Consider the following 26,890-nt stretch of genomic DNA (forward strand, 5'->3'; position numbering starts at 1 on the left):
TTGCCCTTTTGCTTTACTGGCCGTCCGGCACGATTCGCCGGCGGCGTGTCACGATCACCGGCCCGTTGCCGCCGCGGGAATCCGACGGCGATGCGTTGCCGGATGCGTCGCCGGCGTCACGCGGCGCGCCGTAGCTTTCGCGCGGTTCACGGGGTTCGCGCGGGGCGCCGTAGCCTTCGCGCGGCTCACGCGAGCCGTAACCCTCGCGCGGTTCGCGCGAGCCATAGCCTTCACGCGGTTCGCGGGAGCCGTAGCCGCCGTCGCCGCGCGATTCACGCGGACCGCCGTGCGAGCCGTACGGGCTGTGACCGCCACCTTCACGGCCGCCGGGGCGCCCGCCGGTACGCGGACCGCGGGGGCCGCCGCTGCCGCCCGGGCGCGAGCCGCCCGTGTCGAGCTGGATCGTGGAAATCGCGCGCTTGTAGATGCCTTGCAGACCCACGGGGGTGCGCAGCATCACCAGGTACTGGTCGAACGACTCGATACACCCCGTCAGACGAATGCCGTTGACGAGATAGATTTCAACGCGCTTACGTTCCTTGCGCGCCGAATTGATGAAGTCGTTTTGCGGATGGGATTCTGCGGGATTGGCCATTGAGGTGCGGCAGGAGCCTGCGTCAGAGAATATGTTGTGCGTGTGTGTGGCGTGTTCGTCCACAAGGTATTTGGCGGGATTCTACCCTGTTCGATCGGGAAGCGCGCAGTCGTGATTGTGTCGAACCGTAACCCACTATAGACGTTCCAGCGCATTTTCGCGATTCGGCCGAACGGCCAATGCCATTTCGTTACGCCGCGTTACGACTCTCGCAGTGCCGTATCACCTTGGTTCTCGCGCGACGCTTACATTGGCTGCGCGAGCCGGGCGGGCCGGCATATCAGGAATTCAGAACATGAACAAGTGGCGATGGGCAGGGTGGGTCGGGGGCGTGGCGTTGCTCGCTTCCGGCAGTGCGATGGCGGGGCATGTCGACCTGTCGGTCGGCATCGGCGTACCGGTCGCGCCGGTCTATGTCGAGCCGGCGCCGGTCTATGTGGCGCCGCAGCCGGCCGTGGTCGCCTATCCGGGATACGGATACGGCTACTACGGCGATGACGACGACGATCGCTATCGCAAGTGGCGCAAGCACTATGATAAGCATTGGCACCGGCACCATGGCGACGACGATGACGATTGAGCCCGAGGCCAGCCCCGCCGGTGCGCATCAGAACGCGTAGTCGGGATTTTTCGGGTCGAATGCGGTGTCGTCGAGCGTCGCCGGCGCGATTTTCTCGATGACGATCCGCTCGAAGATCTTGCCGTCGTTGTCATAGGACTCGACGGTCCGGAAATAGGGCGCGTGCAGGTCGAGCCCGAGGACTTCCTTTTTCGCGTAGAACTGCGGCCGGCCGGTCGGTGTTTCGTAGGTGAGCGCGACGACGCGCACGCCGCCGACCGTCCTGGCTTCCACATCGGTCGGCCGCTGCACGCCGGCCTCCACGTATTTCTTCCCTTCGGTCAGGTACAGGTTCGTGATGAACTCGGTGCCGAGATCCTTCACCTGGTGATTCGACTGGGCGCGCGCGAGTGCGCCGTCGAGTGCCGTCCACAGCGGAATCTTGCCGAGCAGGCCGCCAAGGTGGCCGTACATCTCGTCCTTGCGCTGCGTCGTGTCGTAGATCGTCTCCTGTCCGGCATGCGCACCGCCCGGCAGCCATTTCGCATAGACGCGCAGCGGCTCGCGGGTGGTCTTCACGAGCATGCGGTCGGGCGTATCGGACCATTTTCCGCTGATGCGCTCCTGGCGCACCATCGTGAACTGGTACGACGGATAGCCGTTGGGGCCGTTACGGATGTAGAGCGGCACGGCGAGCGGATCGAGTGCCTTGAAGAGCGCCGTGAGCGTCGCGTCATCAAGTTGCGCAAGCGCGCCGCGCTGCGCGGCCGTGCGCAGCCAGCGCGCCTGCTGCGTGACCGGCTCGCGCGTGACTTTCGCGAGGTCCGCCGGCAGTGCGATGCCCGTTGCCGCGCTCGCGGCGTCGGCTGTTTCCTGTGCATGCAGGCCCGCATGTACGAGCGACAGCAGGCAGGCGACTGCCACGGCGGCGGCATGCCGCGCGTGACGTTTCGTTCCTTCGTTCATCGACGGCGTCTCCGTGGGCGATGGATCGTTCAACCTTGCTTCGCGGCCTTGAGCTTGGCGAGTTCCTCGTCGCGCAGCGCGCGGCGCAGGATCTTGCCGACGTTCGTCTGCGGCAGCGCGTCGCGGAACTCGACGAATTTCGGCATCTTGTAGCCGGTCAGGTTCTTGCGGCAGTGCGCGAGCACGTCGTCGGCCGTGAGCGACGGGTCGCGGCGCACGACGAACACCTTGATCCGTTCGCCCTGTACCTCGTCAGGAATGCCGATCGCCGCGGCTTCGCTGATCCCCGGATGCATCACCAGCACTTCCTCGATCTCGTTCGGATACACGTTGAAGCCCGACACGAGGATCATGTCCTTCTTGCGGTCGATCAGGCGGATGAAGCCGCGTTCGTCCATCACGCCGATGTCGCCGGTGCCGAGCCAGCCGTCGGCGTCGATCACCTTGGCCGTCTCGTCGGGGCGCTGCCAGTAGCCGCGCATCACCTGTGGGCCGTGCACGCACAGCTCGCCCGGTTCGCCGATCGGCGCCCAGGTGCCGTCCTCGCGGCGAAAGCGCACGACGGTGGACGGCGCGGGCAGGCCGATCGAACCGCTGAACGCGGCCATGTCGTTCAGGTCGACGGGGTTCATCGTGACGATCGGCGAGCATTCGGTGAGGCCGTAACCTTCGACGACCGGCCGGCCCGTCACCTGCTGGAAGCGTTCCGCGACCGCGCGCTGCATCGCCATCCCGCCCGCCATCGCGAGCTTCAGCTTCGAGAAATCGCGCTTGCGGAATTCCTCGTTGTCGAGGAACGCGTTGTACAGCGTGTTGATGCCGGTGATGCCGGTGAACGTCTCGTTGCGGATGATCTTCATCACCATCGTCATGTCGCGCGGGTTCGCGATCAGGATGTTGCGCCCGCCGAGCCCCATGAAGATGAATGCGTTCACCGTCAGCGAATAGATGTGATACAGCGGCAGCGGCGTGAGCACGGTTTCGACGTCGCCCGATACCTGGTCGGCGATCCAGGCCTTCGCCTGCAGCAGGTTCGCGATCAGGTTGCCGTGCGTGAGCATCGCGCCTTTCGCCACACCCGTCGTGCCGCCCGTGTATTGCAGGAATGCGAGGTCGTCGCGCGACATCGGCACGGACTGCGGCTTGCCGCGCGCACCGAGCGCGAGGGCGGAGCGCAACCGGATGGCCTGCGGCAGGTGGTAGGCCGGTACGAGTTTCTTCACGTGCTTCAGCACGAAATTGATCAGGCGTCCTTTCGCATTGAAGCCGTCGGCGAGCAGGTCGCCGAGCGCGGTGACGACGATGTTCTTCACCTGCGTTTCCGGCAGCGCGTCCTGCAGCGTGTGCGCGAAATTCTCGAACACGACGATCGTCTGCGCGCCGCTGTCCTTCAGCTGGTGCGCGAGTTCGCGCGCGGTGTAGAGCGGATTGACGTTGACGACGATCGCACCGGCTTTCAGCGTGCCGAACAGCGCGACCGGGTACTGGAACGTGTTCGGCAGCATGATCGCGACGCGATCGCCGGGTTTGACGCCGAGGCTTTGCAGATACGACGCGAACGCGTCGACTTTCTGCGTGAGCGTGCGATAGGTCATCGATGCGCCTGCGCTCACATAGGCGACGCGCTCGGCGAAGCGGCTCGTGCATTCGTCGAAGAACTGTACGAGCGATGCGTATTGCGTGACGTCGATGTCGTGCGGGACGCCGGGCGGATATGACGCGTACCAGATGCCGTCGGTGTTCGGCGGAACCTGGGCCGCTGCGGGTGCTGCGGAAGATGACATGACGTGTCTCCGGTCTTTGCTCTCGGCGAGGGCAGGCGCTTCGGCGCCGGCCCGTGCCCCGTGCCGCACGGTCGATCGGCGCGGGCACCTCGATGCCCTGCGCGACCGCGCGTTTCAATCAAATCGTGAACAGGAAGCCGCGCGTGGCCTCGCGCGCTCAGTTCGTGGAATGCAGCGTCGCCGTATCGGCGGTGGTTGTGCCCGACTGCGGCAGCCCGAACACTTCGCTTGCGCCTGCGTCGTCGAGTACGGCCGCGAAGATCGACAGTTGCGCGCTGTCGGGCATCGGCGCTTTCAGCGCGGCGACGATCAGCGACGACAGTCGCGCGATCATCTGCACGTCGTTCATCGTGCGGCCTTGCGAGAACTCGTCGATCAGGCTTTCCGTTTCGGCACCCGCGAGCGCGCCCGACAGCGCGCCGATCGCGAAGTGCAGCCGCCAGCCGAGCTCCGTGCGCGGCAGGTGCGGCAATGCGCGCTGGAACGCGTCGAAGAAGCGGCCCGCGACGCTCGCATAGTGCGCGGTCAGGAAGTTGCGCACGAACGGCGAAGGATCGGTGTAGGCACGGCCGATCAGCCGCAGGAACCCGGGCCCGCCGCGTTCGGGATTGCGCGATGCCTTCAGCGCGGGAATGAACATCGCGCCGAGCACGTGCTCGCAGGTAATGTGCGTGCCGAGTTGTGCATCGAAGCGGTCGAGGATGCCTAGGCGCTCCTGGTTGAGCTGGTCGAGCCGGCGCGACAGCATCGCGTGGATCAGCGCCTCCTTGCTGCCGAAGTGGTAGTTGACCGCGGCGAGGTTGACCGCCGCGCGCGAGGTGATCTGGCGCATCGACATCGCCTCGAAGCCATGCTCGATGAACAGATCCTCCGCCGCATCGAGAATGCGCGCCTTCGTCCCGCCGGTCTGCCGAGTGCCGGATGACCGCGCCCCGGACGGCCGTCCTGCGGACGGTCGCCCCTCCTGACTTACTGCCATGTTCCGCCTCCCATGCCGGTCTCCCGGCCGCGAACAGGTGATTTGATTATCTGATTCAAACAGTCGTTTTTATTAAGATAAAAAATCACGGGCCGAGCGGGCAAGCGGGGAATCTGGACAAATTCCTCTAGTTCGATGTGCGAATGCGGAAAGTATTGTGCGCGGCCCCGGCGGGGCGGGGCACGCGCGATGGTGCGATGCGGAAATACGCAGATCTAGCTGACCGCGCTACGCGTATTGACCGATTGCGTCATGTCGATGCCGCGCCGCTCGCGGCTGAACAGGATCAGCACGGCGATCACGACGGCGACGATGCCGGCCACGAGCGCGAGCGCCAGGCTGTAATTGTTGCCGTGCGAAACGGCAAGCGATGCCTGCATCGTCGCGTTGCCCGACGCGAGCAGGTTGCCGAGCTGGTAGACGACGCCAGGGAAGGTCGCCCGGATCTCGTCGGGCGAGATCTCGTTCAGGTGAACCGGGATCACGCCCCACGCACCCTGCACCGAGATCTGCATCAGGAACGCACCCGCGGCGAGGGCAACCGGGCCGCTCGAGAATGCCCACAGCGGCAGCACGGGCAGGGCGATCAGCGCAGCGATGAAGATGGCGCGACGCCGGCCGATCCGTTCCGAGATCGTGCCGAACGACAGGCCGCCGACGATGGCGCCGATGTTCAGCACGATCGTGATCCACGACACGGTATGCGGATCGAAGTGATGCTGTTCACGCAGGAACGTCGGATAGAGATCCTGCGTGCCGTGCGAGAAGAAGTTGAACGCGGTCATCAGCACGATCGCGTAGATCGTGAGCTTCCAGTTCTGCTGCAGCGTGGCCCCGAGGCTCGGGCGCGGGCGCTTCTCCATCTGTTTCCACGCCGGCGATTCGGGCACGTGTGCGCGCACGTACAGCACGAGCAGCGCGGGCAGCACGCCGACCATGAACATCCCGCGCCAGCCGATGTACTGGTAGAACAGGCCGAACACGACGGACGCGAGCAGGTAGCCGCTCGGATAGCCGGCCTGCAGCAGTCCCGACACGAAGCCGCGTGCATGGGTCGGCACGGTTTCCATCGTCAGCGCGGAGCCGACGCCCCATTCGCCGCCCATCGCGACGCCGAACAACGCGCGCAGCACGAGCAGCGCGGTCAGGCTCGGCGCGAAACCCGATGCGAGTTCTAGCAGCGAGTAGCACGCGATGTTGACCATCAGCGTCGGGCGGCGACCGAAGCGATCGGCGAGCCGGCCGAAGATCAGCGCGCCAAGCGGGCGCATCGCGAGCGTCAGCGTGAGCGCGAACGCGACGGCGGGGATCGTCGATCCGAATTCGGCGGCGATGTCCTTCAGCACGAAGACCATCAGGAAAAAATCGAACGCATCGAGTGTCCAGCCCAGGTAAGCGGCAATCGTGACGTTGCGTTGTTCGCGGGTCCAGCTCATGTCCGAGGTCTCCTCGTTGGCTTGCGCGCTCACGATGTGCATGCGGATGCCGGCCCGGCTTGCGCGCGGTGCGGGGGCATTGATCGAGTGTAGGCCGCGGCGCTGAGCGATGCGGGGCGCGATGACGTCGAATCGGGAATAATCCCTAGGAAATGAACTGTTTCGGAATGGGAAACGGCGTCGCGCGAAACCGGCGACAGGTATCTGTATCATTCCGGAAGGCTGTTTGTATCTGTTTTGTAATGCGCCCGGTGCGCATCGTCACCGAATCAGGAGTCCAGATGACCGAACGTTCCGCAGCCACGCTGCCCGTGCTCGAAACTGCCCGGCTGTGGCTGCGTCCGCGTGTGCTGGCCGATCTCGATGCGTGTGTCGAGATGGACCGCGATCCGGAGGTCACGCGGCACATCGCGGGCCCGTGGCACGATCCCGTCGAGCATCGGCGCTTCGTCACGCACCGGATCACGCGCGACTATCCGCCGGGCCTCGGCTACTGGTCGATCTTCGAGAAGGCCGCGCCGGATGCGTTCGTCGGCTGGATCCTGCTGATTCCGGACTATGCAGGCGGCGCGCGCGACGTCGAGATCGGCTGGCGGCTGGTGCGTGCGACATGGGGGCACGGCATCGCGAGTGAGGCCGCCGCGGCCGTCGTGCGTCATGCCTTCGACACCGTGCGCCTGCCGCGCGTGATCGCCGATATCGCGGAGGCCAACAGCGGCTCGCTTAATGTCGCGCGCAAGCTCGGGATGCGCCGAGTGAGCGTCGTGCACGATGGCATTCCTTACATTCGACATCGTCTCGAACGCAACGATCTGAGCGTGTAGCGCGGCGCCATGCGTGCGCGAGCGCTTGTCAGAGATCGTCAACCGGATGCGTATCGAGGTCATGACGTATTAACGGCTCGCGCGATCAGGAGTATCGTTGCCGGAATTTCGCAACATGGGGTACGACCATGGCACTCGGTAACGATGTTCACCTGATTCCCGTCAAGCTTGAAGAACTGCGTCCCACGCAGATGACGGTCGGCTATCGCGAAGTCAAGGCGAAGCGCAAGCACTGGAAGGCGCTCAGCAAGGGCGCGCGCAAGGCCGCGATCGAATCGCACTGGTTCCCGGCCGTGCTCGGCCCGGACGGGCTGCACTACATCACCGATCATCACCATCTCGGCCTCGCGCTGATCGAGGAAGGCGAGGCGCGCGTGAACGCGATGCTGCTGAAGGATCTGTCCTGGCTCGACCACACGATCTTCTGGCGGATGATGGAACACAACCAGTGGGTGCATCCGTTCGGCGCGGACGGCACGCGCCGCGACTACGGGAATCTGCCGAAGGCGCTGACGGGGCTCGTGGACGATCCGTACCGCAGCCTCGCCGGCGAGCTGCGCACGGCGGGCGGCTATGCGAAGGACGCGACGCCGTTCAGCGAATTCCTGTGGGCCGACTACCTGCGCCAGCACGTGTCGCTCGACCAGATCCGCAAGAATTTCGCGAAGGCGCTCGATATCGCGCTGCATCGCGCGCATGAGCAGGACGCACGCTATCTGCCCGGATGGTCGGGCGTCATCGCCGTCAAACCCTGACCACCTCATGACGACCGCCCCGATCCGCCCCGATGCCGGCCCGCAGCACGCCGACCATTTTTCCGCGCTCGACGCGAACTCGCCGCCGCCCACGCGACGCATCGGCCTCGATGCGCTGGCCGGCCTGTCGATCGCGGGCCTGCTGATACCCGAGGCAGTCGCGTACGCGGGGCTGGCCAACCTGCCGCCGCAGGCCGGTCTCATCGCGTTGCTGTCGGGGCTCGTTGTCTATGCGCTCACCGGCAGCAGCCGGTTCGCGATCGTGTCGTCGACGTCGTCGTCAGCCGCCGTGCTCGCGGCGACCGTGCTCGCGGAGTCGGGGATGGCGCTCGCCGCGCAGCTCGCGCTCGCGGCGGCGCTCGTCGCGATGACGGGTGTGCTGTTCATCCTGGCGGGTGCCGCGCGGCTCGGCGGCATGTCGGATTTCGTCGCGCGGCCGGTGCTGCGCGGCTTCACGTTCGGCCTCGCGCTGACGATCGTCATCAAGCAGTTGCCGAAGATTCTCGCGATTTCCGTGCAGCACAGCGATGCGCCGCATGTCGCGCTCGACCTGATCTCCGGCGCGCCGCATGCGAATCTCGCGAGCGTCGTGCTCGGTGCGATCGCACTGGCGTTGCTGTTCACGCTCGGGCGGAGCTCGCGCGTGCCCGCGACGCTCGTCGTGATCGTGCTGTCGATCGCGGCCGGCTATGCGATCGACTGGCACCGATACGGCATTGCGATCGTCGGCCATATCGACTTCCGGCATATCGAATTCGGCCTGCCGACCCTCGACCGCAACGCGTGGATGCAGACCGTCGAGCTTGCGTTCGCGCTGATGCTGATCCTGTACGCGGAGTCGTACGGGTCGATCCGCAACTTCGCGCTGAAGCATGGCGACAGCGTGTCGCCGAACCGCGACCTCGTCGCGCTCGGCTGCGCGAATCTCGTGTCGGGCCTGCTGCACGGGATGCCGGTCGGTGCCGGCTATTCGGCGACCTCGGCGAACGAAGCGGCCGGCGCGCAGTCGCGCTTTGCCGGCCTGTGGGCGGCGGGCGTGGTCGCGCTGATCGTCTGGCTGCTGCTGCCGCAGCTCGCGCGCACGCCGGAGCCCGTGCTCGCGGCGATCGTGATCTTCGCGGTCAGCCACTCGCTGCATCCGTCGGTATTCCGGCCATACTGGGCCTGGCATCGCGACCGGCTCGTCGTGATCGCCGCGCTGCTCGCGGTGCTCGTGCTCGGCGTGCTGCACGGGCTGCTCGCGGCCATCGGCGTGAGCCTGCTGCTGACGCTGCGCAAGCTGTCCGAGCCGAACGTCAGCGTGCTCGGCAGGCTGCGTGACAGCCACGACTTCGTCGACATGGCGAGCCATGCCGATGCGAAGCCGGTGCCGGGCGTGCTGATCGTGCGGCCCGAGGCGCAGCTGTTCTTCGCGAATGCGGACCGGATGCTGAACCGTGTGCGGGTGCTGATGAAGGCCGCGCCGGACACGCATACCGTGATGCTGAGCCTCGAGGAAACGCCGGACGTCGACGGCACGACGATCGAATCGTTGCGCACGTTCGCGGCCGAATGCACGGCGCGCGGATTGCGGCTCGCGATCGTGCGGCTCAAGGTGCATGCGCTGCACGCGTTGCGCCGCGCGGCGGACGATACGCTGCACGACGACGCGATGTCGGAACTGAGCGTCGACGAGAGCCTGCAACTGCTGCGGGCCGGCATGCCGCCGGACGGCAGCGGCGGAACGACCGCCGCGTGACGGCGCGGTGCGGCCTATCGCGACGGCACGGCTTCGGCTGCGCGGTCGATCACGTCGGCCACTTCCGCGGCCGTCGGCGCATAGGCGCCTGCATGCGCACAGGCGACCGCCGCGCACGCGGCTGCATAGCGCAGATGCTCGGCGGCTGACGCATCGGGACGTGCAAGCTGGCTTGCGAGCCAGCCGCCGATGCTCGCATCGCCGCAGCCGACGGTGTCGGCAACTTCGGTCGGGAACGCGGGCTGGAACAACACGGTGTCGCGATGCAGGAGCTGCATGCCGGATGCGCCGCGCGTGACGAGCATCGTCGCGTCGGGCGCCCACGTGCGCAGTTGCGCGAGCGCGGCGGCTTCATCGAGTTCGGGAAACAGCCCGCGCAGATCCTCGTCGGATACCTTGATCCAGTCGGCGAGCCCGGCCAGCCGGCGCAGCGTGTCGCGATACGACGGCGCGGCCATTGGCGCACGGAAGTTCGGGTCGAACGAGATCCGCTTGCCGGCCGCCCGCGCGGCCTGCGCGACTTCGATCAGGCGCGCCGCGAGCGGCTCGCGTACGACGCCGAGCGAACCGACGTGCACGATCTCGGCCGCATCGAGTGCGCCGGCGGGCAGGTCCGCCGGATCGAACGCGAGATCGGCGCTGTTCTCGCCGATGAAGAAATAGTGGGGCGGCTGCTTCGACACGACCATCGCGAGAAGCGGCGCGCGATCGACCTGCCGGATGAAGCGCAAGTCGAGCCCGGCGTCGGCGCTCTTGCGCATCAGCTCGTCGCCGAAGATGTCGCGGCTGACCGTGCCGGCGAAGGCCGTCGGCACGCCGAGTCGCGCCCCGACGCGCGCGACGTTCCAGCATGAGCCGCCGGCGACGCTGTGCCAGTGCTGCGCGTCGTCGCGAATGAAATCGGTCAGTGCTTCGCCGAATACGATCAGGCGGGGAAACGTCGTCATGTCGAAACCTTGTGCCGCGGCGTTGCGCGCGGCCGTACAGCGGTTGATCCGAAAAGGCGAGCAGTGCGGGGCCGTCGCGCATGGCGACACGGCCCCGCACTGCCCGGTTGCGCGGGCGGACGGCGCAATCAGCGCGGCGTGCTCCAGCCCTTGTAGGTCTTCACGTTGTCGCGCGTGATGAGCATCGGCTCGATCAGGATCATCGGGTTGGCCGGCTTCTGGCCGTTCATGATGCCGTAGCCGACGTTCACGGCCTGCTGTGCCATCGACCAAGGATTCTGGCTCGACGACGCCTGCACGAGCGTGTTGGATTTGAGCGCCACTTCGATGTCGGGTGCACCATCCACCGACGTGATCACGATGCCCGGACGATTCAGCTGTTTCGCGGCGAGATCGCTGCCGATCGCCTGCGGATCGTTGATCGTGAACACCGCGTCGAGCTTCGGAAAACGCGTCAGGTAGCCCTGCATCGCATTCATCCCGCCTTCGCGCGAGCCCTTGCCGTCCTGGTCGCTCGACAGCAGCTTGATGCCCGCGTTTTTCGTGAGCACGGTCTTGCAGCCGTTGACGCGATCGATCACGGCCGACACCTGCGGGCCGTTCTCGATGATCACGTTGCCCTTGCCGTTGAGCTTCTTCGCGATGTAGTCGCATGCCAGCTCGCCGGCCTTCACGTTGTTGGTCTGCACGGTCGCGTTCGCGCCCGCTGCCGCGACGTCGACCGCGACGACCGTGATGCCGGCCGCCTGCGCCTTCTTCACCGCCGGCTCGATCGCCTTCGGATCGGTTGCGTTGATCAGGATCATGTCGACGTGCGCGGAGATGAAGTTGTCGATCTGCGTGAATTGCTTGTTCAGGTCGTAGTCGGCCGACACGGCCGTGACCTTCGCATTCGGGTTGATCTGCTTGGCGCGCGCCTCGGCGCCCTTGACGATCGTGACGAAGTACGGGTTGCCGAGCGACCCGACGGTGACGCCGATCGATTTGAGCGGCTTGTCGGCCGCGTGTGCGGCGGAAGCGCCGAAGGCGAGTGCGAAGGCGATGGCGGTCAGGGCGGCTTTGTGCTTGAACATGTCGTTGTGTCTCCGTGAGGTTTGTTTGTGAACGGGTGCAGGTGAACCGGCCTGCGCCGCAAGGTTGAATCGACGGGAAGGGATCAGGTGCGCGCCGAGTCGCGCTGGCGATAGCGATCGAGCGCAACGGCGCCGATGATCACGAGCCCCTTGATGATGTACTGCCAGATGTCGGACACGCCGAGCAGCACGAGGCCGTTCGTCAATACCGCAATGATCAACGCACCGATCAGCGTGCCGACGATCGAGCCGACGCCGCCGACGAAGCTCGTGCCGCCGAGGATCACCGCGGCGATCGCGTCGAGTTCGTACGACTGGCCGAGCTGCAGGCCGTTGGCCGCATAGAGCCGCGCGGCCGACATCACTGCGCCGAGGCCGGCGAGCAGGCCCGACGCCGCATACACGAACAGCTGGATGGCCCGCACGTTGATGCCCGACAGGCGGGCGGCTTCCGGATTGCCGCCGACCGAATAGATGCGCATCCCGAGCACCGTGCGGCGCAGGATGAACCACGAGATCGCGATCACCGCGCACGCGATCACGACGAGCCATGGCACACCGAGGATCGTGCCGTTGCCGATGAACGCGAACGGCAACTGCGGATTGAACACGGTCGTGTCGTTGCCGATCAGGCGCGCGACGCCGCGCACGGCCGTCATCGCGCCGAGCGTGACGATGAACGGCGGCAGGCGCAGGAACGAGATCAGGCCGCCGTTGATCGCGCCGAACACGAGGCCGACGATGAGCGCGAACGGCACGCCGAGCCAGCCCCAGCCCGGAATGGTCGACGCGAGCAGTGCCGCGACGGCCGCGGCGGCGAGCACCGAGCCGACCGACAGGTCGATGCCGCCCGTCAGGATCACGAAGGTCATGCCGGCGGCGAGGACGATGTTGATCGATGCCTGCTGCGTGACGATCGATAGGTTCTGCAGCGTGAAGAAGCCGTCGGTCAGGAAGCCGAAGCCGATGCAAAGAACCAGTAGCACCGGCAGCATGCCGGCCGTGCGGATCAGCGATTGCATGCGGGCGCGGTGATCGGTGACGCGCAACCGGGGAGTACGATCGCCCACCGGGTGGGCCGTCGCGGAAGCGAGGTTCCGCTGCTTGGTCGGGTTGATCATTTCGGTAACCTGAATGTAAGAAGGAAATGAAAAGGTCGAGGCTCAGTGTGCGTCGGCGAGTTCGGCTTGCGAGCCGGTGGCGAGCGCGATGATGGCTTCCTGCGTGATGGACGTATGCGTGTGGCCGCCGAGTTCGCCCGCGATCTCGCCTTCGCGCATCACCAGCACCCGGTCGGCGACGCCGATGATCTCCGGCAGTTCGCTCGAGATCACGATCACACCCACGCCGGCCCGGGCCAGTTCGTTGATGATCCGGTAGATCTCGGATTTGGCACCGATGTCGACGCCGCGCGTCGGTTCGTCGAGGATCAGCACGCGCGGCTTCGTCTCGAGCAGGCGCGACAGCAGCACTTTCTGCTGGTTGCCGCCCGACAGCGCGCCGACGTTGACGTTCGCGTGGGGGACGCGGATCGACAGCGACGCAATGGCGTCGCGTGCGCGCTCGGCGCCGCGCGCGAGGTCGAGCGCACCGAGCCGCGCATCGCGGTTGCAGACCGAGATGTTGATGTTGTCGCGCACGCTCATGTCGAGGAACAGGCCCTGGCGCTTGCGGTCTTCGGTCAGGTAGACGAGGCCTGCGTCGATCGCGTCGCGCGGCGAGTGCGCGCCGAACGTGCGTTCGCCCACCTTCACGTCGCCGCGCACGCGCGGTTCGGCGCCGAAGATCAGCCGTGCGAGTTCGGTGCGGCCTGCGCCGACGAGCCCCGCGATACCGAGCACTTCGCCGGCATGCAGGTCGAGGCTGCAGCCGCGCACGCGCCCGCCGTCGGCGATGTCGCGTACCGACAGCAGCAGGTGGCCCGGGTCGTACGGCGCGTGTTCCTTCTTGTAAAAGCCGGAGATGTCGCGGCCGACCATCATCGCGACGAGACGCTCGGCCGACAGCGATGCGCGTTCGAGCGTGCCGACGTACGTGCCGTCACGCAGCACCGACACGCGGTCGGACAGCTCGTAGATCTCCGCCATCCGGTGGCTGATGTAGATGATCGCGAGCCCTTCCTCGCGCAACTGGCGGATCAGGCGGAACAGGTGTTCGGTCTCGCGCGACGACAGCGGCGTGGTCGGTTCGTCCATCACGAGGATGCGTGCGCGGGTGTGCACGGCGCGCGCAATCTCGACGAGCTGCTGCTCCGCGATCGACAGCGTGTCGACGAGCGTGTCGGGCCCGAACGATGCGCCCAGGCGCGCGAGCACGTCTTCGCAGCCGCGCGCCATCGCCGCGCGGTCGATCGTGCCCCAGCGCCGGTTGCCGCGCCTCAGTTCGCGGCCGATGTAGATGTTTTCCGCGACGCTCAGGTTTGGCGACAGGCACAGTTCCTGGTAGATCACCGCGACGCCCGCATCGCGTGCGGCTAGCGGGCCGTCGATGTCGATGCGTTCGCCGTCGATCAGGATCTCGCCGCCGGCATCAGCGCGGTATGCACCCGACAGGATCTTCATCAGCGTCGATTTGCCCGCGCCGTTTTCGCCCATCAGCGAATGGATCTCGCCGGGATAGACGGTCAGGCTCACGTTGTCGAGCGCACGCACAGCCGGGAACGTCTTGCTGATCCCGCGCATTTCGAGCAGCGGGCGGGGCGACTCAGATCGCGACATGGTTGACCTCCTGCGAGTCGGTGCGGGCGCCCTTGAGGATGCCGGCCCGCGGGGAGAAGTTGAAATACATCGGCAGCGTGGCCGCGCCGATCGCGCCGGCGTCGGCGCCGAACGTGCCTCGAACGAGCATCGGCGTGCCGCGCGCTTCGGGCGCGGTGGCGACGAGCGCTGCGCGCAGGCGCGTCGTGACCGCGTCGAGCAGGCCCGCATCGGTGTCGGCGTCGAGCACGACCACCGGTGCATCGACCACACACAGCACAGCGCGCAACGCCGGTGCGAGCGCGTCGACGCAATCGTCGATCCATTCGTCGACCGCGGGCAGGCCGCGAGCGATGCAAGCTTCGAGATCGGCCCGGTTGTCGACCGTCTCGCCGTGATGGCGCAGATGGCGCACGAGTGCATGCAGCGACGCACGCGCGAGCAGGATGTCCCACGGGCCGCGCGGCGGCGGCGCGGAAGCCAGCCGGCTCGGCGGCACGGGAATCACGGCGATGTCGCCCGCATTGCCGGTCAAGCCGCGCAGGCAGTCGCCGTCGATCGCGATGCCGCCGCCGATCGCCGGCCCGATGAACAGGTAGACGAAGTCGTCGCACTGCCGGCCGTATCCGTAGAACAGCTCGGCGATCGCGGCCGCATTGCCGTCGTTTTCGCCGAAGACCGGAAGCGACAGCGTGCGGCTGAGGTCGCTTGCGAAATCGACGTCTTCCCACGCGCGGAACGTATCGGGTGCGAGGCCGAGTTCGCGCATCCACGCGCCGAGGTTGTAGGGCTGCGCGACGCCGATGCCGGTCAGGCGGGCGCGTTCGTGGTCGGGGAGCAGGGCTTGCATCGCGTCGATGTCGTGGCGGACGATCTCGAGCACGTCGGCCGGGGGAGGCAGCAGCGTGTCGTGCGAGCGGCGGCCGAGCACGTCGCCCGCGAAGTTGACGAGTGCCGTTTCGATGCGCATCCGGTCGAGATGGACGCCGATGCCGAACGCGCCGCGCGGGTCGAGGCGAATCAACGAGGCTGGCTGACCACGGTGGCCTTCCGTGCGGCCTGCGAATTCGATCAGCTTCGCGTCGGCGAGCGACGCGATGATGCTGCCGACCGCCGTGCCCGTCATGTTTGCGAGGCGGGCGAGGTCGGCCTTTGACGCGCTGCCTGCGCGGCGCAGCGTCTTCAGCAGCAGGCGCTCGTTGTAACGGCGCACGTTGGCCGAATTGCTGCCCTGGCCGAAGTGCGGGCTTCTCATGGCGTCTCCTTCCATGGTGCGCCGTCGGGCGGCGCATTAAATAAATCACGTTGATTTATTTAACCGCGTGAGCGCCGGCATGTCAGCTTAGGGAAATCCCGGTTTGGGTGGGGGCGGGGATGGCGGCGTGGGGCGCCTGGAATCGGGGACGAATAGCGGAAATCCAGTCATTCAGGCCAAAGGTGGCGTGGGTGGTGGCCTGAATCCGGGGCAATGGGGTTGTCGTCGGATTTGCAATGCGCCGTCACGGCACGTTTGCGCAGGCGACGCTAACCGGAGCGACTGGTCTGCTTGCGGATATGGGGGGATGTGTTTCCGGAGCCGGAAATGAAAAAAGGCCGGCTAGAAGCCGACCTTTTTAAAAAACAGATGGTGCCCAGGAGAGGACTCGAACCTCCACGATGTTGCCACCGCTAGGACCTGAACCTAGTGCGTCTACCAATTCCGCCACCTGGGCACGTTTTGCAGTAGCTGCTTGCTGCAAAGAAGTGAAATTATAGCGTGCCTTGAGCGGCTGTCAACAGAATTTGAGGTCGCGAACGAAAATAATTGGGCGGAAGAGTTCGTGGCATCGGGCAGCGTGCGCAAACATCGTGGCAGCAGGCGTGCATCGTCGAACTTGTGATTCCGGATATGTACGCGGGTGCATCCATTCCGAATGCCGAGAATGAGAAATGGCCGGCTGGAAGCGGACTGTTTGAGAAAGCGGATGGTGGTCAGGAGGGGGGGCACACATGCGCGACCCCGGCTGCGCTTGCAAGCGCAGCCTTTCGAGGCCTCACGCAAAGCGCGCAGGCGCTTTGTTTCCTGGGCTTGAAATGAAAAAAGGCCGGCTAGAAGCCGACCTTTTTAAATAAGTGGTGCCCAGGAGAGGACTCGAACCTCCACGATGTTGCCACCGCTAGGACCTGAACCTAGTGCGTCTACCAATTCCGCCACCTGGGCACGTTTCGCTTGCTGCGATGCGAAGACCGCTATTCTAGCGTGTCGGCGGAGCCTGTCAACACAATTTCATTCAAAGCGATAAAAATATTGCCCCTCGCGCGACGGATCCTTACGCGCCGACCGGATTCGCGCGTTTCGCGGCGAAATTCCAGCGCTGCGCCTGGCTCGTGTCGACTCGGGCCGGCAGCAGTCCGGCTGCGAGGAACGTGTCGGCGATCTTCTGCTGTTCGCCGAAGTTTTGCGCGACCACCGCGCGAACGAGATAACTGCGCCGCGCATTCGCGCGTGCGATCGTCGTCGCGTCGAGCCCCCAGATCGGCGCGAGTGTATTCGCGGCCTCCTGCGGGTGGTCGCGCAGCCACGTGCCGGCCTGCGACAACTGGTCGAACAGGACCTGGACGACGTCGGGCCGCGCTGCCGCGAAACCGGTCGACGCGAGGTAGTAGCGCTGGTACGACGCGAGTCCGCTGCCGTCAGCGAGAATCCGTACGTCGGGATTCCGGTCGACCGACGCGACATAGGGATCCCACGTGATCCACGCGTCCACGCTGCCACGCTCGAACGCCGCGCGGCCGTCCGCGGGTGTCAGGTAGTGGATCGCCGCATCGGCCGGCCCGAGCTTCGCGCGTGCGAGCGCGGCAAGCAGCAGGTAATGGCTGCCGGCCGCCTTCGTGACCGCGATGCGCTTGCCCTTGAGATCGGCGAGCGTACGCAGTGCGCTGTCCTGCCTGACGACGATCGCCTGCGCCTTCGGTGAAGGCGCTTCCTGTGCGACGTACACGAAACGTGCATGCGCGGCCTGAGCGAAGACCGGGACCGTATCGGCCACGTCGGCGCTGAAATCGACGGCGCCGACGTTGAGCGCTTCGGTCAGCGGCAATCCGCTCGCGAATTCGTGCCACGACACGCGCAAGCCGAGCGGCGCCAGGGCCTGCTCGAGTGCACCGCGCGTCTTGAGCACCGTGATGAGCGTCGACGACTTCTGGTAGCCGATACGCAGCACATCGGGTGCGTTCTCGGCGTGCGCTCGGACGCCGGCGGCAGTGAGGCCTGCGGCCAGCATCGCGCGCGCGAATGCGCGGCGGTTCATCGGCGTCATGGGTCGTGCTCCTTGTCTGGTTCGTTGCATTGAAGCGAGCCGGCTAACGTACCAACAGGTCGAGCGGACGATAACCGATAAATTCTGCTATCGATCCGGCTGGCGGGCATAAGAGCGGGGTGCCGATGCTCGCGGCGCACCCATGCATGTGCAGCCGATCGATGTTTCGAGCTTGCATATGATTGCATAGTCAAATATAGTCATTGCAGAAAATTTAGAGTCAGCGATTGGCGTTGTCGCGGGAAACACCCGCGCGTCGCGCCGATCGTTTTTTTCAATCACTTATCTGACATATCAGTTAATTTTGCTCGGTGCCGCGGCGGTTGTTCGCGTGGCGCCCGATCAGAAGGACATCCGATGAAACCGTCCGAAAGTCCGGGCACGCCGGCACCGCTGACCGGCGCCAGCTTCGCGCTGGGAACGCTCGCGGTGGCGCTCGCCACGTTCATGAACGTTCTCGATTCATCGATCGCCAACGTCGCGATTCCAACCATTTCCGGCAATCTGGGCGTGTCCATCGACGAGGGTACGTGGGTCATCACGCTGTTCTCGGCGGCCAACGCGGTGTCGATCCCGCTGACCGGTTGGCTGACGCAGCGGGTCGGGCAGGTAAAGCTGTTCGTCTGGGCCATCCTGCTGTTCGTGCTGTCGTCGGCTGCGTGCGGGCTCGCGCCCAACCTGACCGTGCTCCTCGCCGCGCGGATCGTCCAGGGTGCCGTGGCCGGGCCGCTCGTGCCCTTGTCCCAGGCGTTGCTGCTCGCTTCGTTCCCGAAGGAGAAGAGTTCGAGCGCGCTGTCTCTGTGGGGGATGACGGCCACCGTCGGACCGATTGCCGGCCCCGCGCTCGGCGGCTGGATCACGGACAACTACAGCTGGTCGTGGATCTTCTATATCAACGTGCCCGTCGGGTTGTTCGCGGCGGCCGTGATCTGGGCGCTCTATCGCAACCGGGAAACGCCGGCCCGCAAGCTGCCGGTCGACAAGGTCGGGCTGATCGCGCTGGTCGTGTGGGTTGCCGCACTGCAGGTCATGCTCGACAAGGGCAAGGATCTCGACTGGTTCAATTCGTCGACGATCTGGATCCTGACCATCGTGGCGGTGGTCGGCTTCGTGTTCTTCCTGATCTGGGAGTTGACCGAAGCGCGCCCGATCGTCGATCTCAGGCTGTTTGCACAACGAAATTTTCTCGGTGGAACGTTGGCCATCTCGATTGCGTTTGCGGTATTTTTCGCGAATCTCGTGATCCTGCCGCAATGGATACAGGGCTCGCTTGGCTATCCGGTCGTCAATGCGGGCCTCGTCACCGCGCCGCTCGGCATCTTCGCGGTGATCCTCGCGCCGGTGGTCGGCAAGGTGATGCCGAAATCGGACATGCGTGTGCTCGTCACGTTTGCGTTTCTCGGCTTTGCCGGCGTATTTTTCATGCGCTCGCGCTATACGACGGGCGTCGACACGTGGACGCTCGTGGTGCCCACGTTGCTGCAGGGCATCCCGACGGCGTTCTTCATGACGCCGCTCACGTCGATCATCCTGTCCGGGCTGCCGCCCGAGCGCATCCCGGCGGCCGCGGGCCTGTCCAATTTCGCGCGCGTGTTCATGGGCGCGGTCGGCACGTCGCTCGCGAGCACCGCCTGGAACGACCGCACGATCCTGCATCACGCGCAACTGGCCGAGCAGGGCAGTGTGAACAACCCGATCTTCGCGAGCGCGGTCGCCAGCGTGCAGAGCGCGCTCGACGCCGGTGCGCCGAAGGCGCTGACCTACCTTGAGGCGACGTTGAATGCGCAGGCGACGATGCTCGGGCTGAACGACGTGTTCTGGCTGTCGGCGGTGATCTTCGTGCTGATCATTCCGCTGGTCTGGGTGACGAAGCCGGGCAAGGGCGTGGCTGCCGGGGCCGCGGCAGCCGGCGGGCATTGAGCCGATGCGGGCGGCGCGTACGCGAGATGCCGCGTGCCTTGAAAAATCGTGATGTCGCAATTATTGTGTCGGTCAACAATATGCGACTCAGCGAGCACGATGGAACACTACACGCCGAAGAATTTCCTGCACACCGAAAGCGTGGGGTTCGTACTCGCGAAGGCGCGCAACCTGATCACGTCCGAGATGGATGCGGCGTTGAAGGATCTCGATATCACGGCGCAGCAGATGGGCGTCCTGCTGTCCCTGCGGATCGGTAGCGCGGCGACGCCTTTCGAATTGTCGAAGCTGCTCGGTGTCGACACCGGGCTGATGACGCGTGTGCTCGACAAGCTGGAGGACAAGGGGCTCGTCGAGCGTTCGCGCAGCGTCAGCGATCGGCGGGTGGTGAACCTCGCGCTGACCGAAGCGGGGCAGGCGGTCGCCGCGCAGATTCCGGAGATTGCGCCGAAGGTGCTCAACGCCCGCTTGCGGAAATTTTCGAAGGCCGAGTTTGACGAGCTGTCCAGGCTGCTGCGCAAGTTCATCGGCGAGTAAGCCGGGCGCCGTTTCCTGGCGCCGGAAATGAAAAAAGGCCGGCTAGAAGCCGACCTTTTTAAAAACAGATGGTGCCCAGGAGAGGACTCGGTCACACATGCGCGACCCCGGCTGCGCTTGCAAGCGCATCCTTTCGAGTCCTCACGCAAAGCGCGCAGGCGCTTTGCTTCCTGGGCTTGAAATGAAAAAAGGCCGGCTAGAAGCCGACCTTTTTATGAAACAGATGGTGCCCAGGAGAGGACTCGAACCTCCACGATGTTGCCACCGCTAGGACCTGAACCTAGTGCGTCTACCAATTCCGCCACCTGGGCACGTTTTGCAGTAGCTGCTTGCTGCAAAGAAGCGAAATTATAGCGCCCCAATTATTCGTGTCAACACTTTTTTGCGATGCATCGCAAACCGGGCTCCGTCGCGCCCGCCGGCGGCATTCCCGTCATTTGGTGACACAGCCGGGTGATAGAATGACCCGCCGCCGTCAATATAGAACTGTCTGAAGGACACCTCTATGTTGATGCCGTGCACCATCAATCAACGCAACGAGAACAACCATCGACAAACCCTTGAGCAAATATCCGTACCCCATTCCGAGCCGTGAAGAAATTCTCGGCGTGCTGCGTACGAGCGACGCGCCGCTGGCCGCCAACGACATCGCCGAGGCACTGTCGATCAAGCGTCAGGAGCGCGAGGGGTTCTTCCGGCGTGTCGCCGCGATGGAACGCGACGGCCAGATCCGCCTCGACAAGCGTGGCCATTACCAGTTGACCCATCCGTCGAACTTCGTTGCCGGGCGCGTGCAAGGGCATCGCGACGGCTACGGGTTCGTGATCCGCGACGACGGCCAGGACGACCTGTTCCTGCCGAACGGTGAAATGCAGAAGGTGATGCACAACGATCGCGTGCTCGCGCGGATCGTCGGCTACGATCGCCGCGGCCGCCCGGAAGGGCATGTCGTCGAAGTCACCGAGCGCGCGAACAAGCGCGTGATCGGCCGCCTGCTCAACGAGAACGGTGCGCTGATCGTCGCACCGGAAGACAAGCGCATCGGCCACGACATCCTGATCACGCAGAACGTGAAGAAGGCGAAGGTCGGGCAGGTCGTCGTCGTCGAGCTGACCGATTTCCCGAGCCGCCATTCGCAGCCGCTCGGCCGTGTCGTCGAGGTGCTCGGCGACATCGACGATCCGGGCATGGAAATCGAAATCGCGGTGCGCAAGTACGGCGTGCCGCACGAATTCAGCCAGCCGGCGCTCGACGAAGCCGCCGCGCTGCCCGACAAGGTGCGGCCGACCGACCTGCGTTTCCGCGTCGACCTGCGCGACGTGCCGCTCGTGACGATCGACGGCGAGGACGCACGCGACTTCGACGACGCCGTCTACTGCGAGCCGGTCAAGGTCGGCCGCGGCGACGGCTACCGGCTGATCGTCGCGATCGCCGACGTATCGCACTACGTACAGCCGGGCAGCGGGCTCGATGCCGACGCGCTCGAGCGCAGCACGTCGGTCTACTTCCCGCGCCGCGTGATTCCGATGCTGCCGGAGAAGCTGTCGAACGGCCTGTGCTCGTTGAATCCGCAGGTCGACCGCTGCGTGCTCGCGTGCGACATGGTGATCACCGCGCGCGGCGAGATCAAGGCGTACCAGTTCTACCCGGCCGTCATCCATTCAGCTGCGCGCCTCACGTACACCGAAGTCGCGGCCGTACTGTCGAACACGAAGGGGCCGGAGGCCGCACGTCGCGCAGACCTGCTGCCGTACCTGCAGGATCTGTACGGCGTCTACAAGTCGCTGTTCGCCGCACGGCAGAAGCGCGGCGCGATCGACTTCGACACGACCGAGACCTACATCGTCTGCAACTCGCAGGGCAAGATCGAGCAGATCGTGCCGCGCCAGCGTAACGATGCGCACAAGCTGATCGAGGAATGCATGCTGGCCGCGAACGTCTGCGCGGCCGATTTCCTGAAGCGCAACAAGCATCCGGGCCTGTACCGCGTGCACGCGGGGCCGACGCCGGAGAAGCTCGAGAACCTGCGCGCGTTCCTGCGCGGCATGGGCCTGTCGCTCGGCGGCGGCGACAAGCCGCATGCGAGCGACTACGCGGCGCTGATGGCGCAGATCCGCGACCGGCCCGATGCGCAGATGCTGCAGCCGATGCTGTTGCGCTCGATGCAGCAGGCCGTCTACAGCCCGGACAACATCGGTCACTTTGGCCTGGCCTACGAGGCATACGCGCACTTCACGAGCCCGATCCGCCGTTATCCGGACCTGCTCACGCACCGCGCGATCTACGCGATCCTGTCCGGCAAGAAATACGTGCCGAAGGCGCCGGACGGTTTCGAGCTGAACACTGCGCTGTCGCCGCGCGCCCGTGCGATGCAGCAGGCCGACGACGAAACGCGCGGCCGCCCGCATCCGAACACGGCGATCTGGGAAGAGCTCGGCCTGCACTGCTCGGCGAACGAGCGCCGCGCGGACGAAGCATCGCGCGACGTCGAAGCCTGGCTCAAGTGCTACTTCATGCGCGACAAGCTCGGCGAGGAGTACGGCGGGATGGTGAACGGCGTCACGTCGTTCGGCATCTTCGTGCAGCTCGACACGCTCTTCATCGAAGGGCTCGTGCACGTCACGGAACTCGGCTCGGACTACTTCCAGTACGACGAAATCAAGAACGAGCTGCGCGGCGAACGGACGGGCATCCGCTATCGCCTGTCGGATCGCGTGCGCGTGCAGGTGAGCCGCGTCGATCTCGACGCGCGCAAGATCGATTTCCGCCTCGTGCGCGATACGCCGGTGAAGGCGCCGCGCCCGTCGCCCGCGCCGGCTTCCGTTGGCAGCGGTGTCGATCGCAACGGCCCGCGTGTCCGTGCGCTGCCGCAGGCGGAAGAACCCGCGCCGCGCCGCAAGAAGGCCGCGAGCGCGCCGAGCGTCGCGGTGAAGGAGGCACACGCCGCGCGTGCCGCCGTGAAGAAGAAGGGCGGCAGCGGCGGCGGTGCGGCGGCGAAGCCGACCGCGAAGAAGACACGCGCCCGCAAGAAGTATTGAGCGTTCGGGGCGGCGCCAAGCGCACGCCCTGCAGTATCGAGAGACGCCGCGTTACCGGTCATCGGCCGGCAACGCGGCGCTTTCCTTTTCCATGGATCGTGGCTGCGCGCGTCGCGCGGCCGCACGTTTGATCGAAGGTTGTTCCAGTCATGTCACGTCTGAAGGTTCTTTACGGTTTTCATGCGGTGACCGCACGTTTGCGGCACGATGCATCGACGGTTGCGGAGGTGCTGTACGACCAGACGCGCCGCGACCGCCGCATGCAGGACTTCCTGCACACCGCGAAGGAAGCGGGCGTGCGGCTGATCGCGGCCGACGAAACGCGCCTGTGGGGCCTCGCCCATACCGAGCGTCACCAAGGTGTCGTCGCGCGCGTCGAGGACGTCCCGCTCGCGCAAAACCTGTCCGAGCTGCTTGACGGCATCCAGGGCCCCGCGCTGCTGCTGGTGCTCGACGGCGTCACCGATCCGCACAACCTCGGCGCATGCCTGCGTGTCGCCGATTCGGCCGGTGCGCACGCGGTCATCGCGCCGCGCGACCGTGCGGTCGGCCTGAACGCGACCGCTGCCAAGGTGGCGAGCGGCGCGGCCGATACGGTGCCGTACATCACGGTGACGAACCTCGCCCGCGCGCTGCGCGAGCTGAAGGAGGCCGGCGTGTGGATCATCGGCACGTCGGACGAGGCGTCGTCGACGCTCTACGAAACGAAGCTCGACGGCCCCGTCGCGCTCGTGATGGGTGCGGAAGGCGAAGGCATGCGCCGGCTCACGCGCGACACCTGCGACGAAGTGATGAGCATTCCGATGGCAGGCAGCGTCGAAAGCCTGAACGTGTCGGTCGCAAGTGGCGTGTGCCTGTACGAAGCCGTGCGCCAGCGGCGCGTGAAGGGCTGACGCAGCCCGTCCCGCGCGACCTGCGCGGGCCTCGAATGACCCGAACGACGCGTGCCGCGATCCGATGCGGCACGCGGCCCCCCGGAGCACGACCGATGACCCTGTTCCGCGTCGGCACATCCTGCGCCGTGCTGTGCCTGCTGGCTGCCTGCACGTCGCCGGCGCTCGTCGAACGCGGCACGTACTATGCCGACACGAGCCTGCATGCGCGCGGTGCCGATTCGCGGATCCGCTTTCTCGTGATGCATTACACCGAAAGCGACGAGGCGAAATCGCTGCGTACGCTGACAGGCGATTCGGTCAGTGTGCACTACGTCGTCCCGCCGCAGCCGCGCGTCGAGCGCAGAATGCCTGTCGTCTACCAGCTCGTTCCGGAATCGGAGCGAGCATGGCACGCGGGTGTCAGCGAGTGGCAGGGCACGACCGAGCTGAACGCGGTGTCGATCGGCATCGAGAACGTGAACCGCGGTCCGCTCGATCCGCAGAACCGCACCTGGCAGCCGTATCCGCCCGAACAGGTCGCCGCGCTGACCCGGCTGTCGAAGGACATCGTCGCGCGCTACGGGATTCCGCCGACGCGCGTGGTCGGGCACAGCGACATCGCGCCACAACGCAAGATCGATCCGGGGCCGCTGTTTCCGTGGCATGCGTTGGCCCAGGCCGGCGTCGGTGCGTGGCCGGACGATGCGACGGTGGCGGCGCGGCTCGGCGGCCGTGATCCGCATGCGCCGGTCGACGTGCGCGAACTGCAGCTCAAGCTTGTGCGCTACGGCTACGACGTGGCCACCGATGGCGTGCTCGACGCACGCACGCGACGCGTGTTCGCCGCATTCCAGATGCATTTCAGGCCGTCGGACTATGCGGGCAACCCGGACGCCGAATCCGACGCGATCGCGCAGGCGTTGCTCGACAAGTACATCCCCGGCACGCAACCCGCGGACAATGCGCCCGCGGCGGGCGCACCCTGAACCCGCGGCGCACCGCACGCCGAAAAACGCGGGCCGTCATCCGAGTCCGGTAAACTGGCGGTTTTCCGCAATCCCGCAGCGTTACCACTCCATGACTCAAGACGAACTCAAACGCCTCGTCGGCCAGGCCGCCGCTGACTACGTGATCCAGAACGTGCCGGAAGGCGCCGTGATCGGCGTCGGCACCGGCTCGACCGCCAACTGCTTCATCGACGCGCTCGCCGTCGTCAAGGTGCGTTATCGCGGCGCCGTGTCGAGCTCCGTCGCCACGACCGAACGCCTGAAATCTCACGGCATCAAGGTGTTCGACCTGAACGAGGTCGACTCTCTGCAGGTGTACGTCGATGGCGCCGACGAGATCGACGCGAGCGGCGCGATGATCAAGGGCGGCGGCGGCGCGCTGACGCGCGAGAAGATCGTCGCGTCGGTGGCCGACACGTTCGTCTGCATCGCTGACGCCAGCAAGCGCGTGCCGGTGCTCGGCGCGTTCCCGCTGCCGATCGAAGTCGTGCCGATGGCGCGCACGGCGATCGGCCGGCGTGTGACCGCACTCGGCGGTGTGCCGGTGCTGCGCGTGACGAAGGACGGTGCGCCCTACATCACCGACAACGGTAACGAGATCATCGACGTGAAGGGCCTGCAGATCGCCGATCCGCGCGGCTTCGAAGCGCAGGTGAACGCATGGCCGGGCGTCGTGACGGTCGGCCTGTTCGCCGAGCGCGGCGCGAATCTGTGCTTGCTCGGCACGGAAAGCGGCGTTGAAACGATCGTTTATTCTGCTAATTGAAAGATATGACAAGCAGTCCGTAATGATGTGTCACATACCGTAATGGACTGAATGTTTAAATCTTGTGGAAATCGGGGCCCGGTAGGCGCAATGCGCTTCCCGGGCCTTATTTTTAGCCGTATAAATCACCCCGTCAAAAAGAGGGATAACCCTGTCAGGTGTTTACCAGATAGCGAAATGTCCTCGAACTCATCAACTTATAGATCATAAGAACAGTCGTAACCAGGGCCGGCGGAACTGCGGAGCAGGTGTTCGCAAATCGACGCACGGGGAGGTGTCATGGAGCAGGGCAAAGACCGGTCACTGGTCGCTAAAGTGATGGATGGGCTTGTCTCGGGTATCGTCGAGGACAAGTACGGCGGCATCTTGCCGCCGCAGGACGTGCTGTCGAAAGAGTTCGATGTGAGTCGCACCGTGATGCGGGAAGCGTTGTCGATGTTGCTTGCGCGCGACATGCTCGACGTGCGTCCGAAAGTCGGCACGCGCGTGCGGCCGATGCGCGACTGGCGCATGATCGACGAAGACGTGGTGAGCTGGCGATTCCGGGCGAAACCCGATCCGCAGTTCATGCGCGACGTCATCGAATTCCGGATGTTGATCGAACCGCGCGCGACCGCGCAGGCGGCGGTGCGCGCAACGGCAGCCGACGTCGCGGGCATCCGCGAAGCGTTCGATGCGTTCAAGGTGCTGCAGCCGGGAGATCCCGGCTACGACACGGCGGACGAGTTGCTGCACACGCGGATCGTCCAGGCGAGCGGCAACCAGTTCTTTCAGCAGATGGCGGCGATCGTGCGCGGTGCGGTGCGTCTCGTGAATCCGCGTGTCGTGCAGAAGGAGGGGGCGCACGAGATCGTGGTGAAGGCGCACGCGCGTGTGGTCGATGCAATCGAGCGTCGCGATCCGCGCGAAGCCGAAGCCGCTTCGCTTGCGCTGATCGATTTCAGCGCCGACGAAATCTCGCGCGATTTCTCGGTCGACGTGCCCATGCGCGCCTGACGGTGCGCGTGTCGCTCATCTGTGTGCCGCCGGGCCGTTTATCATGACGGCCGGCCGGCAGCGTGCCGGCCACCGTCATATGACCGACACGGAAGATCAG

At 65.6% G+C, this 26,890-nt stretch carries 22 protein-coding genes and 3 tRNA genes; 11 read left to right on the forward strand and 14 right to left on the reverse strand.

Going from position 1 to position 26,890, the window contains the following annotated elements; translation table 11 throughout:
* Positions 1 to 13: 13 nt before the first annotated feature.
* On the reverse strand, positions 14 to 595 hold the full coding sequence (gene hfq / locus HAV18_RS32285; protein WP_048020710.1) for an RNA chaperone Hfq: 582 nt from the start codon (positions 593 to 595) through the stop codon (positions 14 to 16).
* A 295-nt stretch (positions 596 to 890) separates the two neighbouring features.
* Here hfq and HAV18_RS32290 point away from each other — a divergent pair, with 295 nt between their 5' ends.
* Positions 891 to 1,175, forward strand: a complete 285-nt coding sequence (locus HAV18_RS32290; protein WP_166964123.1) for a hypothetical protein — start codon at positions 891 to 893, stop codon at positions 1,173 to 1,175.
* A 27-nt stretch (positions 1,176 to 1,202) separates the two neighbouring features.
* On the opposite strand, the gene HAV18_RS32295 is transcribed toward HAV18_RS32290, so the two are convergent.
* The 4 genes from HAV18_RS32295 to HAV18_RS32310 all read right to left on the reverse strand — a co-directional run bounded on the left by HAV18_RS32295 (position 1,203) and on the right by HAV18_RS32310 (position 6,319).
* Complete coding sequence (locus tag HAV18_RS32295) at positions 1,203 to 2,120, reverse strand: DUF1571 domain-containing protein (RefSeq protein WP_166964125.1); 918 nt, start codon at positions 2,118 to 2,120, stop codon at positions 1,203 to 1,205.
* A gap of 29 nt (positions 2,121 to 2,149) precedes the next feature.
* Positions 2,150 to 3,904, reverse strand: a complete 1,755-nt coding sequence (locus HAV18_RS32300; RefSeq protein WP_166964126.1) for an AMP-binding protein — start codon at positions 3,902 to 3,904, stop codon at positions 2,150 to 2,152.
* 157 nt (positions 3,905 to 4,061) lie between these two features.
* Positions 4,062 to 4,883: a TetR/AcrR family transcriptional regulator gene (locus HAV18_RS32305; protein WP_166964128.1), complete on the reverse strand. Its 822-nt coding sequence runs from the start codon at positions 4,881 to 4,883 to the stop codon at positions 4,062 to 4,064.
* 215 nt (positions 4,884 to 5,098) lie between these two features.
* On the reverse strand, positions 5,099 to 6,319 hold the full coding sequence (locus HAV18_RS32310) for an MFS transporter (protein ID WP_166964130.1): 1,221 nt from the start codon (positions 6,317 to 6,319) through the stop codon (positions 5,099 to 5,101).
* A 281-nt stretch (positions 6,320 to 6,600) separates the two neighbouring features.
* On the opposite strand from HAV18_RS32310, the gene HAV18_RS32315 reads away from it, so the two are divergent.
* The 3 genes from HAV18_RS32315 (at position 6,601) to HAV18_RS32325 (ending at position 9,636) form a co-directional block, all read left to right on the forward strand.
* Positions 6,601 to 7,143: a GNAT family N-acetyltransferase gene (locus HAV18_RS32315; RefSeq protein WP_166964132.1), complete on the forward strand. Its 543-nt coding sequence runs from the start codon at positions 6,601 to 6,603 to the stop codon at positions 7,141 to 7,143.
* Between the two features lie 128 nt (positions 7,144 to 7,271).
* Positions 7,272 to 7,898 carry a ParB-like protein gene (locus HAV18_RS32320; protein WP_166964134.1) on the forward strand — a complete coding sequence of 209 codons (627 nt, stop codon included), beginning with the start codon at positions 7,272 to 7,274 and terminating at the stop codon, positions 7,896 to 7,898.
* Between the two features lie 7 nt (positions 7,899 to 7,905).
* On the forward strand, positions 7,906 to 9,636 hold the full coding sequence (locus HAV18_RS32325) for a SulP family inorganic anion transporter (RefSeq protein WP_166964136.1): 1,731 nt from the start codon (positions 7,906 to 7,908) through the stop codon (positions 9,634 to 9,636).
* Between the two features lie 14 nt (positions 9,637 to 9,650).
* Here the strand turns inward: HAV18_RS32325 and HAV18_RS32330 are convergent, their stop codons facing one another.
* From HAV18_RS32330 to HAV18_RS32365, 8 genes are all read right to left on the reverse strand, one after another.
* Positions 9,651 to 10,583, reverse strand: a complete 933-nt coding sequence (locus HAV18_RS32330) for a carbohydrate kinase (RefSeq protein WP_166964139.1) — start codon at positions 10,581 to 10,583, stop codon at positions 9,651 to 9,653.
* 128 nt (positions 10,584 to 10,711) lie between these two features.
* Entirely contained in the window at positions 10,712 to 11,656 is a 945-nt protein-coding gene (locus HAV18_RS32335; protein ID WP_166964141.1) for an ABC transporter substrate-binding protein, read from the reverse strand.
* An 83-nt stretch (positions 11,657 to 11,739) separates the two neighbouring features.
* Positions 11,740 to 12,777, reverse strand: coding sequence for an ABC transporter permease subunit (locus HAV18_RS32340; RefSeq protein WP_166964143.1), 1,038 nt, complete (start codon positions 12,775 to 12,777; stop codon positions 11,740 to 11,742).
* Positions 12,778 to 12,819: 42 nt separating this feature from the next.
* Complete coding sequence (locus tag HAV18_RS32345; RefSeq protein WP_166964145.1) at positions 12,820 to 14,373, reverse strand: sugar ABC transporter ATP-binding protein; 1,554 nt, start codon at positions 14,371 to 14,373, stop codon at positions 12,820 to 12,822.
* The gene (locus HAV18_RS32350) at positions 14,360 to 15,607 is read right to left on the reverse strand and encodes an ROK family transcriptional regulator (protein ID WP_166964147.1); all 1,248 of its coding nucleotides are present in this window, start codon (positions 15,605 to 15,607) and stop codon (positions 14,360 to 14,362) included. Before HAV18_RS32350 ends, HAV18_RS32345 begins: the two co-directional genes overlap by 14 nt.
* A gap of 370 nt (positions 15,608 to 15,977) precedes the next feature.
* A tRNA-Leu gene (locus HAV18_RS32355) sits at positions 15,978 to 16,064 on the reverse strand.
* 401 nt (positions 16,065 to 16,465) lie between these two features.
* Positions 16,466 to 16,552, reverse strand: a tRNA-Leu gene (locus HAV18_RS32360).
* Positions 16,553 to 16,661: 109 nt separating this feature from the next.
* The gene (locus tag HAV18_RS32365; RefSeq protein WP_166964148.1) at positions 16,662 to 17,651 is read right to left on the reverse strand and encodes an aliphatic sulfonate ABC transporter substrate-binding protein; all 990 of its coding nucleotides are present in this window, start codon (positions 17,649 to 17,651) and stop codon (positions 16,662 to 16,664) included.
* 357 nt (positions 17,652 to 18,008) lie between these two features.
* On the opposite strand from HAV18_RS32365, the gene HAV18_RS32370 reads away from it, so the two are divergent.
* On the forward strand, positions 18,009 to 19,571 hold the full coding sequence (locus tag HAV18_RS32370) for a DHA2 family efflux MFS transporter permease subunit (RefSeq protein ID WP_166964149.1): 1,563 nt from the start codon (positions 18,009 to 18,011) through the stop codon (positions 19,569 to 19,571).
* A 99-nt stretch (positions 19,572 to 19,670) separates the two neighbouring features.
* Positions 19,671 to 20,108: a MarR family winged helix-turn-helix transcriptional regulator gene (locus tag HAV18_RS32375; RefSeq protein WP_166964151.1), complete on the forward strand. Its 438-nt coding sequence runs from the start codon at positions 19,671 to 19,673 to the stop codon at positions 20,106 to 20,108.
* A gap of 224 nt (positions 20,109 to 20,332) precedes the next feature.
* Here HAV18_RS32375 and HAV18_RS32380 read toward each other — a convergent pair.
* A tRNA-Leu gene (locus HAV18_RS32380) sits at positions 20,333 to 20,419 on the reverse strand.
* 249 nt (positions 20,420 to 20,668) lie between these two features.
* Here HAV18_RS32380 and rnr point away from each other — a divergent pair.
* From rnr to HAV18_RS32405, 5 genes are all read left to right on the forward strand, one after another.
* Positions 20,669 to 23,146, forward strand: coding sequence for a ribonuclease R (rnr, locus tag HAV18_RS32385; protein WP_166964152.1), 2,478 nt, complete (start codon positions 20,669 to 20,671; stop codon positions 23,144 to 23,146).
* A gap of 149 nt (positions 23,147 to 23,295) precedes the next feature.
* A complete protein-coding gene (gene rlmB / locus HAV18_RS32390; RefSeq protein WP_166964154.1) occupies positions 23,296 to 24,039 on the forward strand; it encodes a 23S rRNA (guanosine(2251)-2'-O)-methyltransferase RlmB in 744 nt (247 codons plus the stop codon).
* A 95-nt stretch (positions 24,040 to 24,134) separates the two neighbouring features.
* On the forward strand, positions 24,135 to 25,007 hold the full coding sequence (locus HAV18_RS32395) for an N-acetylmuramoyl-L-alanine amidase (RefSeq protein ID WP_166964155.1): 873 nt from the start codon (positions 24,135 to 24,137) through the stop codon (positions 25,005 to 25,007).
* Positions 25,008 to 25,098: 91 nt separating this feature from the next.
* Positions 25,099 to 25,794, forward strand: coding sequence for a ribose-5-phosphate isomerase RpiA (rpiA, locus tag HAV18_RS32400; RefSeq protein ID WP_166964156.1), 696 nt, complete (start codon positions 25,099 to 25,101; stop codon positions 25,792 to 25,794).
* Positions 25,795 to 26,073: 279 nt separating this feature from the next.
* Positions 26,074 to 26,790, forward strand: coding sequence for a FadR/GntR family transcriptional regulator (locus HAV18_RS32405; protein WP_166964158.1), 717 nt, complete (start codon positions 26,074 to 26,076; stop codon positions 26,788 to 26,790).
* Positions 26,791 to 26,890 lie beyond the last annotated feature (100 nt).

The organism is Burkholderia sp. D-99, from assembly GCF_011605345.1.
GTDB lineage: Bacteria > Pseudomonadota > Gammaproteobacteria > Burkholderiales > Burkholderiaceae > Burkholderia.